Source organism: Levilactobacillus enshiensis, from assembly GCF_007115095.1.
GTDB lineage: Bacteria > Bacillota > Bacilli > Lactobacillales > Lactobacillaceae > Levilactobacillus > Levilactobacillus enshiensis.
In genome coordinates this window covers 61,051-75,069 of the sequence record NZ_SULH01000014.1, presented here as the reverse complement: position 1 = coordinate 75,069, position 14,019 = coordinate 61,051, and the positions used below count along the sequence as shown (strand labels likewise).

17 protein-coding genes are annotated in these 14,019 nt (G+C 50.8%); 9 read left to right on the top strand and 8 right to left on the bottom strand.

All coding sequences use genetic code 11. The features are described from left to right. Positions 1-3: 3 nt before the first annotated feature. Entirely contained in the window at positions 4-171 is a 168-nt protein-coding gene (locus tag FAY32_RS14700; protein ID WP_158727600.1) for a hypothetical protein, read from the top strand. 66 nt (positions 172-237) lie between these two features. After that, positions 238-537: a hypothetical protein gene (locus FAY32_RS12805; RefSeq protein WP_143463815.1), complete on the top strand. Its 300-nt coding sequence runs from the start codon at positions 238-240 to the stop codon at positions 535-537. Between the two features lie 471 nt (positions 538-1,008). Here the strand turns inward: FAY32_RS12805 and FAY32_RS12800 are convergent, their stop codons facing one another. Further along, entirely contained in the window at positions 1,009-1,647 is a 639-nt protein-coding gene (locus tag FAY32_RS12800) for an HAD family hydrolase (protein WP_143463814.1), read from the bottom strand. A 128-nt stretch (positions 1,648-1,775) separates the two neighbouring features. On the opposite strand from FAY32_RS12800, the gene FAY32_RS12795 reads away from it, so the two are divergent. Next, complete coding sequence (locus FAY32_RS12795; protein ID WP_143463813.1) at positions 1,776-2,081, top strand: hypothetical protein; 306 nt, start codon at positions 1,776-1,778, stop codon at positions 2,079-2,081. 224 nt (positions 2,082-2,305) lie between these two features. Here the strand turns inward: FAY32_RS12795 and FAY32_RS12790 are convergent, their stop codons facing one another. The 4 genes from FAY32_RS12790 to lepB all read right to left on the bottom strand — a co-directional run bounded on the left by FAY32_RS12790 (position 2,306) and on the right by lepB (position 5,847). Then, complete coding sequence (locus tag FAY32_RS12790; protein ID WP_143463812.1) at positions 2,306-3,637, bottom strand: C1 family peptidase; 1,332 nt, start codon at positions 3,635-3,637, stop codon at positions 2,306-2,308. A gap of 190 nt (positions 3,638-3,827) precedes the next feature. Next, the gene (locus tag FAY32_RS12785; RefSeq protein WP_158727599.1) at positions 3,828-4,472 is read right to left on the bottom strand and encodes a TetR/AcrR family transcriptional regulator; all 645 of its coding nucleotides are present in this window, start codon (positions 4,470-4,472) and stop codon (positions 3,828-3,830) included. Positions 4,473-4,665: 193 nt separating this feature from the next. Further along, positions 4,666-5,118 (bottom strand): MarR family winged helix-turn-helix transcriptional regulator, encoded by a 453-nt coding sequence (locus FAY32_RS12780; RefSeq protein ID WP_143463810.1) that lies wholly within the window; start codon positions 5,116-5,118, stop codon positions 4,666-4,668. Positions 5,119-5,259: 141 nt separating this feature from the next. Beyond that, a complete protein-coding gene (gene lepB, locus FAY32_RS12775; protein ID WP_143463809.1) occupies positions 5,260-5,847 on the bottom strand; it encodes a signal peptidase I in 588 nt (195 codons plus the stop codon). Between the two features lie 329 nt (positions 5,848-6,176). Here lepB and FAY32_RS12770 point away from each other — a divergent pair, with 329 nt between their 5' ends. Next, positions 6,177-7,370 (top strand): multidrug effflux MFS transporter, encoded by a 1,194-nt coding sequence (locus FAY32_RS12770; protein ID WP_143463808.1) that lies wholly within the window; start codon positions 6,177-6,179, stop codon positions 7,368-7,370. A gap of 237 nt (positions 7,371-7,607) precedes the next feature. Here FAY32_RS12770 and FAY32_RS12765 read toward each other — a convergent pair whose 3' ends face one another. Next, a complete protein-coding gene (locus FAY32_RS12765) occupies positions 7,608-8,816 on the bottom strand; it encodes a condensation domain-containing protein (protein WP_143463807.1) in 1,209 nt (402 codons plus the stop codon). Positions 8,817-9,009: 193 nt separating this feature from the next. On the opposite strand from FAY32_RS12765, the gene FAY32_RS12760 reads away from it, so the two are divergent. Beyond that, entirely contained in the window at positions 9,010-9,531 is a 522-nt protein-coding gene (locus FAY32_RS12760; RefSeq protein ID WP_143463806.1) for an acyl-CoA thioesterase, read from the top strand. Between the two features lie 64 nt (positions 9,532-9,595). On the opposite strand, the gene FAY32_RS12755 is transcribed toward FAY32_RS12760, so the two are convergent. Beyond that, positions 9,596-10,156: a GNAT family N-acetyltransferase gene (locus FAY32_RS12755; protein WP_143463805.1), complete on the bottom strand. Its 561-nt coding sequence runs from the start codon at positions 10,154-10,156 to the stop codon at positions 9,596-9,598. Between the two features lie 116 nt (positions 10,157-10,272). On the opposite strand from FAY32_RS12755, the gene FAY32_RS12750 reads away from it, so the two are divergent. The 4 genes from FAY32_RS12750 to FAY32_RS12735 all read left to right on the top strand — a co-directional run bounded on the left by FAY32_RS12750 (position 10,273) and on the right by FAY32_RS12735 (position 13,738). Then, on the top strand, positions 10,273-10,920 hold the full coding sequence (locus FAY32_RS12750) for an NAD(P)-dependent oxidoreductase (RefSeq protein ID WP_143463804.1): 648 nt from the start codon (positions 10,273-10,275) through the stop codon (positions 10,918-10,920). A 146-nt stretch (positions 10,921-11,066) separates the two neighbouring features. Then, positions 11,067-12,374: a branched-chain amino acid transport system II carrier protein gene (brnQ, locus tag FAY32_RS12745; protein ID WP_404820148.1), complete on the top strand. Its 1,308-nt coding sequence runs from the start codon at positions 11,067-11,069 to the stop codon at positions 12,372-12,374. Between the two features lie 105 nt (positions 12,375-12,479). Further along, positions 12,480-12,746, top strand: a complete 267-nt coding sequence (locus tag FAY32_RS12740; RefSeq protein WP_143463802.1) for a hypothetical protein — start codon at positions 12,480-12,482, stop codon at positions 12,744-12,746. Between the two features lie 308 nt (positions 12,747-13,054). After that, positions 13,055-13,738 (top strand): YjjG family noncanonical pyrimidine nucleotidase, encoded by a 684-nt coding sequence (locus FAY32_RS12735; RefSeq protein ID WP_143463801.1) that lies wholly within the window; start codon positions 13,055-13,057, stop codon positions 13,736-13,738. A gap of 4 nt (positions 13,739-13,742) precedes the next feature. Here FAY32_RS12735 and FAY32_RS12730 read toward each other — a convergent pair whose 3' ends face one another. Next, the gene (locus FAY32_RS12730) at positions 13,743-13,973 is read right to left on the bottom strand and encodes a type II toxin-antitoxin system Phd/YefM family antitoxin (protein WP_143463800.1); all 231 of its coding nucleotides are present in this window, start codon (positions 13,971-13,973) and stop codon (positions 13,743-13,745) included. Between the last annotated feature and the right edge of the window lie 46 nt (positions 13,974-14,019).

Sequence of the window (14,019 nt, the reverse complement as noted above, 5' to 3'; positions counted from 1 at the left end):
ACGATGCAAAAATTCATTCCCTGGCTGTTGGGCATCTTGATTATTGGCGGTGTGCTGGTCTACCAGCAGCTACGCCATCTCAGTGGGTTCGTGATGTTAGAGACGGTCGTGCTCGGCATCGCCGCCATTTTGGCCATCCTACACATCGCCAGTTTCTTTCGTCACAAATAGGTGTCGGTTGAACCAGCTGACAGCGCTACCACTTTGAGTTATGATAGGGCCAAAGGAGCGTGATTGATGATGTGTCAACATAAGTTCATGCTAGATAACGAACCCGCAGTCTTCAAGGAACAACGTGACAAATTTACCAACCTAGTCGGGGACAACCCCTGGTTGCTACCGGCCCTCGTTTCACTTGAAATAATCCCCGCAACGGTTATGATTCATGGCTTTTGGAAGAATCGTCAGTTAAAGAAACAACTCCAAATTGAACGGGAACGGACGAAACAACTCGTGTTGGAACATCCCCTTCCTGGTCGTCGCAATGGCAAGCCCACATTATTAGCGGGCCCACACCATCACGGCATTCATCACTAACCGTAAAGTTAAAGGACTGCGCTCTTGTCGCAGTCCTTTTTAGATTCTAAAAAACCGTCCCTGGTTAGAGGACGGTCGGACCACCTACTTGGTTAGGGCAAGTGGCTTTCATTTTACTTGATTCATAAAATGAAGAAAGGTTGGTTAATAGGTTTTTGGTATATGGCTATCCTAACTGGTAAATGTGAAGAAATTGTGAAGAATATTTACGTGATAATAATAAACTCAATTAGGTAAAACTAATTAGTTGGTCTAAAAGCCAACTTTCAAGGTCCATTAGGGGGTTGGATTATTTATTTCTAATCATTTACAGTATATATGCCACAATTTCAAGCCAAATCTCCCATTCAGAAAACGTTTGTTGTGTATTTTCTAATCTTATTTATAAGTATAATCGTATCTGTTTTTTTGCTTATTTCCCTATAAAATCAAAAAAAACGATCGCACGCCGACCGCTTTTTTGATTTCAACTTAAATCTGCAAAAGATCCAAGGGCGACTGTAAAATATAAGTCGGTTGCTCCGCCTTGACTGCCGCCGGATCAGCCGCACCCCACATGGCTGCAGCTGTCGCCACCCCAGCATTCTTGCCCATTTGCATATCGTAAATGGCATCACCGATCATGACGCTCTCAGCGGCCACCAAATCAAAACGGTCTAGCAGATTCAAAATACCATCCGGTGCCGGCTTGTAGTGGGCCACCGAATCAGAACCACTAATGGCCTCAAACGTGTCCCCCAGACCAATCTGCTCCAGGTTCCGTTGCAAGGGTACCGAGTGCTTACTGGACACCACGAAGATGTGGTCACCCTGCGCCTTTAATCCCGTTAACGCCTTGTCCATACCGGCGAAGAGCGTAATTCCGTTCTTTTCGGCCAAATGGTACTGTTCGCGAAAGACCGTGTACAGATCCTGCAACTCGGCCGCACGCATTGGCCGATCTGCCATCTTAGCGAAGGAAACTTCGATGGGCACGCCCATGTAACTCACTACAGCCTCCCGTGATGGCACGGTCAATCCCTGTAGCTTGTAAGCTGCCTGGGTCGACGCGACCGCCACGTTACGCGTATCAGCCAGGGTACTATCAAAATCGAACAAAAAATTACGCATCAAATCACCTCATTAGGATTAGTCGCTCTTATCTTCCTCATTTTACGCGTCACCCGCCCATCTGACTAGCCTCTTTTGACGTCATCTCTGAACTCAGCTAGACTGAAATTGAAAGGCTGGTGTTTCACGTGAAACAATGGGGAAAACGTTACACCACTGAACTCGGTGCGCAGGCCAACGAAAAAGCCCACCAGATCATGCCTTGGCTGCTACTAGGGGTTCTCGTTGCCAGTATTATTCTGATGGCGGCCAAGCAAACGACTATCGGTTTTGGCCTCATCGGCTTAGATTTCTTTTTCCTAGCCGACTACTGGACTGTCAGTCTGGCCCACCGCAGGTTATTCTTTGTCTGGAGCTTCCTGCTAGGGACCTTAGCAGCCGCCATTGTCAGCGCGGTCGGGCTATTTGTACTGGGCGTTATTTTTCACCAATAAACGCATAGACGTCAGGCAATTAGGTCATGCGCCTCCCCGCAAGAACCGGGATCAAACGCAAAAAAACGTCTGACGTTCCACGTTTCGGCACCACAATGACCAAACAAAACGACCTTTTCAGAACTTCTGAGGTTCTGAAAAAGTCGTTTTTTTGCGTTACATCTATTTTGTGCATCAACCGCAAAAAGCAGTGAACTGCCTTCTTACGCTCTACTTCCAGCCAATTAAGCTAATGAATCCCAAGCTGGTAGCGCTTGTGGTGTCGTCTCCAACAGTGCTTGTTGGGCCGCCGTCAGGAATTCTTTACGGACCACGACTTCGTAGACGAAATCATTCATCCAGTCATCGGTCATCACAAAGTAACCCTTCTCGCCGTTCTTTTCGCCCCAACTGTTTTCAACCTTCCAGCGAGTTGGGTCGCCCTTAACCAAGTCCACGCCGGTCAAGGTCATGGCGTGTGAGACTTCGGCTTCACCCGTTGCCAGGCGTTGGGCCTTCGTCAGGCTCAGGTCGACGCCAAATAAATCGGCTGTCTTGAACAAGTTACTATCGAGGAAGCCGCGTTCACGACTCATCTGTTGTAAGACATCGTTCCCAAACCAAACCGCATCACCGGCCTGTAATTGGGCAATCGCCGCCGCTTTCAAAACGTTCATTGGTTCATTTAGGAAAGTAATGTGTTTACCCCCAACAATATTGTCCTGACTAGGCAAACTGTATAACTTATCAAATGGCTTTTCGGGTGAATTACTCAACACCACGTAATCATCGAGATCGACGTCAAAGTACTTGTCGAAGAAGCCCTTGGGTGTCAGTCCGGCATCCAAGTGATACCCCTTGTCGTCATCCTTGTATTCCAAGTCAAACGTGGTTGGTGGCTCGCCAAACGAGTAAGCCGCCATGCGGTAAACTTCCTTCATATCCGCTGCACGTTCAGCCGCAATGTCCGCATCGCTGGCACCGTCCGCAACCAATTGCCGCAACGTTAAGGCGTCCTTTCGTAACTTCAGGTTCAATGCCGCACCGAAACCGGTCGTGTCGTTGGTATTAAAGGATTCTGGCATCGCACTCACTGGAACGACCCCGTACTTTTGAATCAACGCCGCGCCCATGGCCCATTGACCGCCGTCGCCATTAGGAGAATCCAAATAAGCAGCAACTTCCCGATCATCTAATGGCTTCGTTGCCGTTGCCAAAATACGGTCATAGAAAATGTTCGCCCGTTCGACCTTATCCCAGAAGAACAGGTAGCTCTGCGACAATTCAAAGTCCTTCACGTGATATTTCGCTGCGAATTGGTGCCGCACAACGTTTAATGTAGAGAAGAGCCAGCAACGACCAGAGTGTTTCTGGTTAGACACCTTTCCCGTATCGAGTTCAACGGAGAAGGTCCGATTCAAACGAACCGCCGCCTGGGGGTCTTCAGCGGCGTTGAGGACCCCATTTTTAATCACGGCCCGGGCGACAACGTCGTGGGCGGGTTGTTTTTGTAAATCAGCACGGAGCTCCGCCGTCTCAGCAGCGGTTAATTCGTGTTCAGTCTTGGTTTCAGGCATAAAATGACTCCTCTCTCCTGGATTTCCATGAGAAGACTCATGGAAATCTCATAATTAAAGTTGAATTCATTTTAGCGCTTTTGGCCGTGAATAGCAATTTATTTTGGAACCGGCGCCTGAACCGGCTGCCCCACCACAAAAAAGGCCCCATCCACCTTGGACAGGCCCCCCTTATCTCGTACCGCTCACCTTACGCTGGTGCCAATCCTTTCTCGATAAACGCAATCATCATTGGCCCTGCCGACTCCACCTCTTCGTTCGCTAAAATACCGCGAACCAGTTGGCTCATCATGGTCCCAATCATAAACTGAGCGATACGGTCATTCGGCCAATCGATCAGCTCGCCATGCGCCTTTAGCCGATCTAAGACGGGATATAAATTCTTAGCTACCAACGGCGCCACCTGTGGCACCAACTGTTCGCGCACGTCGCTTCTAACTAGAACTTCCGTCAACAGGACCTGTAAGACGTCCCGATTCTCCTGAATAAAATGTAACCGATCTTGAATCACCGCCGCGATCAAATCATGCCGCGTAATGTAATCTCGCTTCACAATATTGGTCGCAAAGTCTTCAATCAGGTCGGGAAAGACCTCCGACACAAAGGGGGCCAGTACCGCTGCTAACAGTTCATCCTTCGTCCGATAACGGCGATACACAGTGCCCTCCGCAACACCCGCTCGCGCCGCAATTTCTTTCGTCGTTGTATTCGCAAAACCCTGTTCAGCAAATAGTGCCAAACTGGCTGCGAGCACCTGTTGTTGCTTCGGCGGGACATCCCCGCGGGTCGCCATGACGTTCTGAAATGCATCTTGAATCGTTAGTTCTTTTGCCACGTTTAAGTCCTCCATTAACGTATCCTTAGCGATTGGTTGGGTCACGACTGCTTGATGCTGCCGTGATTTGTTTCACCCTAATTATGCTGTTCGCCAACGTTACCTATTCTCGCATCTTCGGTGAGTGATTACTCACTAAAGAGTCTAACATAAAACGGGTCAACTATGCAGTTAACCCGTCACGTTTTCCTGATCAATTTAATTTTGGTGATTCGTTTTCCACGGCCCGTAACGCTAACTGTCGGACCAGTGCCACCAACTCATCGTGCTGTTCTGCCGGCACATCTGCCAACAGATTATCGGCCACTTCCTGCCGCAATTTTACGATTTCCGGGTAGAGTTCCTCGCCCCGTTTGGTCAAGGACAGCTCGTAGACCCGTTTATCGGCCTTGGACTGCCGCTTGCGGACGTAACCCAAATTAACCAGCTGATTGATTGCCCGCGTCACATTACTCGGATTGAGATAGGTTAAGTTAATTAACTTATCCTGGGTCAATCGCGGCCGTTCGTGAATCCGCAAGATGTAATAGTACATGCTAGCGTTGAGCCGGTACGGTTGGAGGCGCCGGTCGAGAGCAATTCGTGTATAACGGTTCGCAATGGAGAGCCATTTTAGAATATCCGGATCATTACTACTAGTGACCATAAGCCGCCTCCTTCCTAAATTTACGTGCGCAAGCATATACTATTTTCTTCGAAAAGTCAAGGTAACCGCCGACCACAGCCTGGCGACAAAAAAGACAGCCAGCGTCCGCTGTACTGCCTTCACTTTACACGTCATTTACGCTTAATAAGCCATACCATTGATGTTTGCCCGTCGGGTCTTTGATGACGTCCAGAATGGCACCTTCACCACGCCGACAACCTTATCCTTGTCGACAAATCCCCAGTAACGGCTGTCATTAGACACGCTCCGGTGGTCACCCAACACGAAGTACTTGCCCTTAGGAACGACGGTCACCTTGCCATTGCCCCAGCCATTGCTCTTTTCCAAGCTAGCCAGTGTCCAATTACCGGTCCCGGACGTCCGTTCGCTTTCACTAATGAAGCTCTGTTTGATCTTCTTATTGTTTACATAGATATAACCGTTCTTACTAGCAACCGTATCACCCGGCAACCCGATGACCCGCTTAACATAGTTAGTGTTCGTCTTTGCAGCGGGATCCTCACCATGCGCATCGAACACGATAACGCTGAGATGCTTGACCTTGGACTGTTTGAACGCCACAACCTTTTCGTCATTCTGTAAGTTCGGTTCCATCGAAGGTCCGTCGACCCGTACCCGCGTGAAGACGAACGCCTTGATACCAGCTGCGATGGCCAACCCAATGACGATGGGGATGACCCAACTCATGACTTCCTTTAATACTTTCATAATGAGCGAGACTCCTTATTTTTCAGAGTTAAAATAATTTACACTTATCATACACCCCGAACGGAAGGCGGAAAACTCTTTCCACTTGGGGTCGTTTACAATCTTACCATTTACTAGCCCAAAGTCCCACGATTTCCTAGAATTTAATGTTACTGAAACTTTTTTGACAAACTCACTACCGCAACTGCCCAAAACTACTCGAAACTCAACTTGCAAATTCGCCATTTTGCGGCAATAATGGAGAAATACCTCTACACGACTACTTTTAAATTGACGTGGGTGGTTATCCGCAACACACACGACATCTGACTTCAGAAAGGGGCTAACTTATGAATCCTACTCTCACCAAGCGTCGGCTGGCCTGGCTGACGCTACTCTTGGGGACGGTGAGTGCGACGGGGCCGCTCGCTATCGACCTGTACCTCCCCGCACTCCCGCAAATGAAAACGCAATTTGCCACCACTGCTTCGCTCATGCAGCTCAGTATCACGGCCTGCCTGATTGGGCTAGCGTTGGGGCAACTGATTGCCGGTCCGCTATCGGACCAATACGGGCGACGTAAACCTTTAATTATTGGGTTTATTCTTTTTGGCCTCGTCTCATTAGCCATGGCCTTCATTCATTCCGTTGCCCTACTCATCATCCTGCGTTTTATCCAGGGACTGGCTGGTGCTACCGGCCAAGTCTTAGCCCGCGCCGTCGCCCGCGATCTCTTTTCCGGCGAGCGACTGACCCACTTCTACGCGTTACTCAACACGGTCAATGGCGTCTTCCCGATCATCGCACCGATTATTGGGGGCTTCATGATCCGTTACGTTGACTGGCAAGCCATCTTCATCCTGTTAGCCGTCATTGGTGTCGTCATCGCCATCGCCGTCGCCGTGGGCTTACACGAGTCGCTGCCGGTCGATCAACGGCAAACGGGCGGCTTCAGTGCCTCACTGGTCGCGATGGGCAAGCTGACGGTCCAACCCAGCTTCTGGCCGCTGATTCTCGCAACCGGGCTAGTCTACGGGGCACTGTTCAGCTACATCTCAGCGTCGACCTTCGTCTTTCAAACAGGCTTCGGCATGGCACCGCAAACCTTTAGCCTGCTGTACGCCTTCAATGGTCTGGGGATCGTGGTCGGGAGCAACCTGCCGGGTCGACTAGCGGGACATTACTCAAATCGCCAACAGGTCACTGGCCTCTTACTCATTGCCGCGACGACTAGCGCGATTCTGCTAGTGTCCCTGCTCTTTCCTGCCAACGTCTGGTTGGTTGCCGGCTTGGTCTTAATCCTCGTGATCCTCATTGGCGCGCTATTGACGCTGACCGTGACGATCATTATGGATCAGGCGACCCACAACGCCGGCAGTGCCTCGGCGGTTATTGGCTTATCACAGGATGCCTGTGGTGGGATCGTTTCCCCACTCGTGGGGGTCACTGGCAGTTCCTATGCCGCGATGAGCGTGATGTTATTGGTCTGCAACCTCGGTGCATTTGGCTTGGTCAAATACCAGGGGCACCACATTAAATCGTAAATTGTAAGCGAGTGGGCCCTCAGACGGTTAGTTTGCGAGCATTAACGTGAGCACAACAAACTGCCTGAGATTCCACGTTTCGGCACCATAATGGCAAAAATAAAAGCGGCTTTTTCAGAAATTCTGAAAAAGTCGTTTTTGCGTAGTGTCTCAATTTTTTTGCGTTTCAAATGACCACCAAAAATCGGTTAGCCTGACTCAAACCCGATTATCGGCCCAGACACGATTTTTTTCATCTTATTCCTGGCGCGCCCACTGGGTGAGCTGCGTCGCGACGTTTCTTAAAATCTTAATACCCAACTGATAGTCCGGTTCGGACCCCATCATGCGAAAGGCCAGCGTCCACGTGTCGTGGTAAATGCTAACGGTCAGTTGAAAGTTTGGCATGGGTCGATACGCCCCCGCAAAATAGATTTGGGTGACTGCGATGCCCTTAAAGTCCAGTCGCGTATGATCGATGTGACCAAAGTTAGCAAAGGAGATGGCCGCGTTCGTGTGACGTTTACGCACTAGTCGCCGGACCAGCTCCGGTGGGAGTGCCCGACTCATCCGGTTGAGTTCGACCAAGGGTGGCAGGTAAGCCAACGACGCTCGCAACTGGCTAATCGTAGTCTGTGTGCGTTTAACCACCGCTTGAAAGTCCTCACCCTCAAGGACGGTGATTGGAATCGGCATTTCGCTAGTCAAATTAGCGACCTGCACGATATTGGTCGCAGCGACTGGCCCATGCAACCGGAGATCGACCTGATAGGGAATCACCAGTTGGCGTTCACCGGTCAACGTAAAGAGGGCACACGCGTAGGCTGCCAGTAGGACGGCGTTCATGGTCACGCCCTGTGCCCTGGCCTTCTGCCGCAATCGGCGACTCTCGACTTGCGGGATGGTCGCCTCGCCGCGATGATGGTGAATATCCCCATTGAATTGGGGCATGGCTTCATTGGAGTGCAGGGGTTCCTTGAGTGGCCCACTCTTTTGTGCTCGTAGATGTGCCAAGATTTTTCGGACGCTGCGTTCATTTGTAAAATTAGTTAAGTCCTGACCGGCATAGGCTGCAGCCAAGAGATAGAGGTAGTGTTTAAAGCCCTCACCGTCCGTTAACAAACGACTCATTGATAGGCGTAACTGGTCGTAATCGTCCATGTGAATGACTTGAATTTTTAGCTGCGGCCCCACCAGCACGTCCAGTTGTGCCCGGCCGGGGTCGTGACTCACACTATACTCTTCGATAACGTGGGCGCCAGTTGCGGGGGCTTCCTCGAAACGATTCCACCGGAAGTTATACCGGCTAAAAATCTGGGGAACAACGGTCTGCGTGGTGCGGACAGCCGCCTGCAATTGGGTCACGTCGATGGGGTGCGTCAAACTCAGCGTACACTCGAGTAGCGGATAAGTTTGCGCTGCATCCAGCGTCGGCATTAAGTCTAACGGTTCGCCATGAAAGTTCATGCTAACACCCCTCCTTGATTGATTAGCCACAGTATAACAAAGAGTGGGACTATTTCTCTATTCAGGTGCAACGACATTGCTAAAAATTAATAGTCTCGTAATCTGACGGACCATTCTCCAGCAAAATGGGTGGTAACTCCGGTCGGGTCTGTTAGAATGGAAGAAACGAATCTAAACTCATGAGGTGAGTCTTTTGGTAAATCAAACACCCGTATCCTGTAATGCCACGTTAATTGTGACTAGCCACCGCGTTTTTCAACCCGACCTGAACGAACACGAATCCGTCTTTGGTGGGAAAATTTTGTCGCTGGTAGATGATAGCGCTTCCGTTGCTGCCGTTCGGCTAACCCATAAGACGGTCGTCACGGCATCGTTTGACCACGTTAGCTTTCTGGAACCCTTTCATCTCGACGACTCCATGTTCCTTGAAGCCTACGTTTCCGGCACTGGCACTCGGTCACTGGAAGTCTTCGTCAAAATCATTGGTGAGAATCTGACCACCGGTGAACGCTTCGTGGGCTACACCTGCTTTATCACCTACGTCATCGAAGACCGCCGGGCCACGACGCCATTGCCACCCGTCAAACCAATGACGGATGAACAACGCTACATCGTTTCCGGTTACGAGAAACGGAGTGCCCAACGGAAACAGCGGCGTGTCGAACAGACTGAGCTCAACGGTCACGTCTCCGTTGATTCCCCATGGCCCATTTAAAAAGTTTCACATGAAACAAAGCGACTGCCCTGTCACTGAAAATTAGTGACGGCGCAGTCCTTTTTTAATCATGACTTGTTTCACGTGAAACAGTTAGCCACTCGTTGGCTAAGATACCATAGGCGTACAGATCGAGCCACTGGCCATCCTGAAACACGGCCTCGCGGTTCACACCTTCCCGCACGAAACCGACCGCTTCGTAAGCGTGAATCGCGGCGTCATTGTTGGCATTAACCTCCAGAGTTACCTTATGTAAGCCCAATTCATTGAAGGTAAACGATAAAATCGTATTCAACGTATCCTCACCATAGCCTTGCCCACGATCGCTCGCCACCGGTAAAGCAATCCCTAGTGTGGCCCGCCGGTTCTTGAAGTAAACGTCATCGAGCATGACCCAGCCCAATAGGCCATCGTCCGCATTGGCCCGCACCATGAAGAAGAAGTGCTCATTGCTGTCCGGTTCGGCCGCCAATTCACTATACTCCGCAGCCGTCCAAGGATGGAAGGCATCTGCCGCCAAGTTTCGCAGCAACCCTGGTTCCCACTGCGTATCTTGGAGCCATTCGGCATCTCCGTCTCGCATTTCCGTTAAGTGCACCCAATTTCCTTGTACGACATCTTTCATCTTTAGCAACCCCCTCACAATATTGCTCTAACTGTACCACAAGTCCCGCCAAATTAGTTGGCGCCCACCACTAAAACAACTATAATGATCCCAAACAAAAGGAGGACGAGCAATTTATGAAAATTACTGTCATTGGGGCCACCGGTATGGCCGGTTCAGCCATTGTAGAAGAGGCGTTACACCGCGGGCATCAGGTCACCGCTCTAGCACGTTCAGCCGAAAAGTTGACGGCGCTGCCTGAAGACTTTAATTTAACCACGCAGGTTCAAGATGCCTTCGCCCTGACCGCTGCCGATCTCGCCGATACCGATGTTGTCGTCGACGCTTTCGCAACCGCTCCGGATCAAGCTTACTTGCACGTCGACCTCGCTACCAAATTGGTCAGTCTCTTACGGGGAACCGATCATCCCCGGCTCGTCTTCATTCTAGGCGCCGGGAGTCTGCAAACTGGCACGGATAAACATCTATTCGTCCATGACATTGAAAAGGATCCCCATGCAGCCAGCTTCGTCAGCGTGCCCCAGAACCAACTGAAGGAACTCAACTTCTTACGCGATGTCGACAACGTCAACTGGGTCGGCGTGTCTCCCGCCGCGAACTTCCATCCAGGCGAAGCCGTTCCTGCCCTTTTAGGCGTCGATGACTTACTGGTCAACGCGCAACAGGAATCTGGTACTTCTGCCGGCACCATGGCCGTTGCCATCCTCGATGAGATTGAAAAACCGCAACATCACCAAATCCGTTTCACGGTCGCCGACAAATAACGCCGGTCACCATCCGAAGTCAAAAATTTCTAGCGTCGCCCGTTCCCTCGGGCGGCGTTTTTTGTTATGATTACCCGTGGCTAAATGCCATACCTTCTCTGTAGAAAGTTGCGATTATATTGAAAACTCGATTAAACTGGCGAGAAATGCTGTTCATCGGCATGATGCTCTTTGGCCTCTTCTTCGGCGCCGGTAACCTGATTTTTCCCGTCTTCTTAGGGCAACAGGCCGGCCACCACGTCGGTGCGGCCATCGTTGGGCTGCTCATCACCGGGATTGGCTTACCTCTGTTGGGGGTCGCCGGTATCGGCCTAACTCGCAGTGAGGGCGTCTTCGCCCTCGCCAACAAGGTCAACCGCCCCTTCGCCTACATGTTTACGATTCTGCTGTACCTGACCGTGGGCCCCTTTTTCGCCGTGCCACGACTGGCAACGACCTCGTTTCAGATTGGGCTGGCCCCCTTTGTCCCACAGGCGCACCAGGCGCTGGTTCTCGCCCTCTTCTCCGTGCTTTTCTTTGCCGTCTCGTGGTGGTTAGCGCGGAATCCCGGCAAGTTGATGACCTACATTGGCAAATGGTTGACGCCACTGTTTCTGCTTCTCTTAGGCCTACTGATGCTCGCCGCCTTCATCAACCCCATGGGGGGCTTTGCGACAACGGCGCACGGCGCCTATGCCAGTAGCCCGCTTCTCCGGGGCTTTACCGAAGGCTACAACACGCTAGATGCCCTGGCCTCCTTAGCCTTTGGGATCGTGGTGATCGACAGCATTCGGGATCTAGGCGTCACCGACCCCGGTCAAATCGCCAAGGATATTATCAAAGCTGGTACGATCAGTGTCCTCTTGATGGGCCTGATCTACACCTTGCTAGCCTTAATGGGCACGATGAGTCTGGGAAAAGTTGGCCTCGCCGCAAACGGGGGCATTACACTTGCTCAAATTGCGAGCTACTATTTTGGTCCATTAGGAAACGCCTTGCTCGCACTGATTGTGATCATTGCCTGCTTAAAAACATCGATTGGGTTAATTTCTGCATTCGGTGACACGCTGCACGCGATGTTTCCCAAGATGTCCTACTCAGTGCTGATCATCTTTGCCAGCGTTGTTCCTTGCCTGATTGCTAACGTCGGTCTGACGAAAATGATTACCTATTCCACGCCAATCCTAATGTTTTTGTACCCCTTGGCAATCGTTTTGATTACCCTCGCCGTCTTGTCACCACTACTGGGGACTAGCCGTTGGTTATGGGGCCTCAGCATGCTCTTTACCTTCATTCCAGCCATCTTCTCCGGCATTGCCGCACTGCCACAATCCCTGCAGCATGCCGGTTGGATTCAGGGTATTTTAACCCTAAACGACCAATTGCCATTGGCTAGTCTTGGCTTTAGTTGGGTCATTCCCGCCCTGATTGGCGTTATCTTGGGCAAGATCGTTGCTGCCGTTAAAGGAGCATAACTCACTTTCCGGGTAATTAATTCCCCATTCACTTGAAATATCTGGTATGATAGTTGTAATTAAAATCTCATATTCTCATATTTCGAACGAAACGAGGTGTTTAGGATGAGTCAAATCCGTTACCCAGTAACCCCCGCCAAGATCGGCGTAAGTCTATTGACGTTGGTGTTACTCTTTGCCATGTTGTTTATTCAACAACCCGTCATTGTTGCCTTTCTCTGCTTTAGTTCGTTAATCACAGCAATGTTGCATTTCAATGTTTTTGAAAGCACTGCTGACACGCATCCCCTCAATAAAATCGACCTAGCGATCCAAGTGACCTATTTAATTCTTTCCATCGCCCGGGCTTTTATTCTTGGGAGTCACCCTTAAACCATTACCCAATCCTAAAGCCCCATCACCACCCGGCTTTAGGCCAACATTCAACCCGTCACGGGTCTGGGACAAGCAGGTCTCAGGCTCTTTTTTTATGCACTGAATGGCCCTAGCTACGCCGCTTAAAGCGAGTGGGACAGCCTCCCAAAAACGGGGCTCCAACTCGCAAAAGTTCTGAAGGAGCTGCTTTTTTTGGCCATTATCGTGCCGAAACGTGGGCCCGCTGTCTCACTCTCTTTCCTTGCTGAAATTTCAATTGACTTGCGCTAAACTAGGAACAACTTACCAGTAAAGGATGGGCTCCCGTGAAAAAATACGCAATTTTTGATTTAGACGATACCTTACTCGACTTTACCCGTGGTGAAGTGGCGGGTATCACCACCCTACTCAAGAAGTACGGTGCCCCCGATATCCAGCGGGGATTTGACACCTACGCTCGGCTCAATCACGATATTTGGCAACGCATCGAGCAGGGTGCCCCGCGGCAAGCATTACTCAACGAACGGTTCACCTTGACCTTTGCGGCGTTGGGGATTGCGGTCGATGGCGTGGCGTTAGAGGCCGAATACAACGACCATCTCAATCATAACTTTTACACACTCCCTGGAGCTCGTGCCCTGTTGGCTCAGCTTAAAACTGCTGGCGTACATCTCTTAGTCGGCACGAATGGTACCAAGCACACTCAGCTCAGTCGTCTAGCTGGCTCCGGAATTGGCGCTTACTTTGACGACGTCTACATCTCCCAAGATATTGGCTTCAACAAGCCCGATCCACGCTTCTTCGCACCGATTTTCGACCAGCATCCCGACCTGACCGCTGATAATACGATCATGGTAGGTGATCGTTTACAATCAGACATTCTGGGTGCTAATAACGTTGCACTTCCCAGCATCTGGTTTAATCCGCGGCACACCGCTAATCCTGGCACGCTACAGCCTTCGTTTGAGGCGGCCGATTTAACGACCGTGGCCCGCTTGATTCTTGAGTAGCTAGTTAGCCCCATTCCACCTCAGTCACGGAGCGACTTGCCGGAAGCGGTAACGGCGCTTGCTGTAAAAACGCCAACTCACGTAAGGCTTCCCACTCGCTCTTCGGCATCACGACCGCCGCCTGCGCATCACTGGCGTCCGTTGGTGTAATGACGATGGTTTCTTTTAACTGATGGACGGCCATCAAGATTTCCGGAAGGTCGGCCTGCGCCATTTCTGGTGAATAGTGCTTCATTTAAAATTCCTCCTCAGGTCGTAAAACTCGCCCGTTAGCGTTGAAA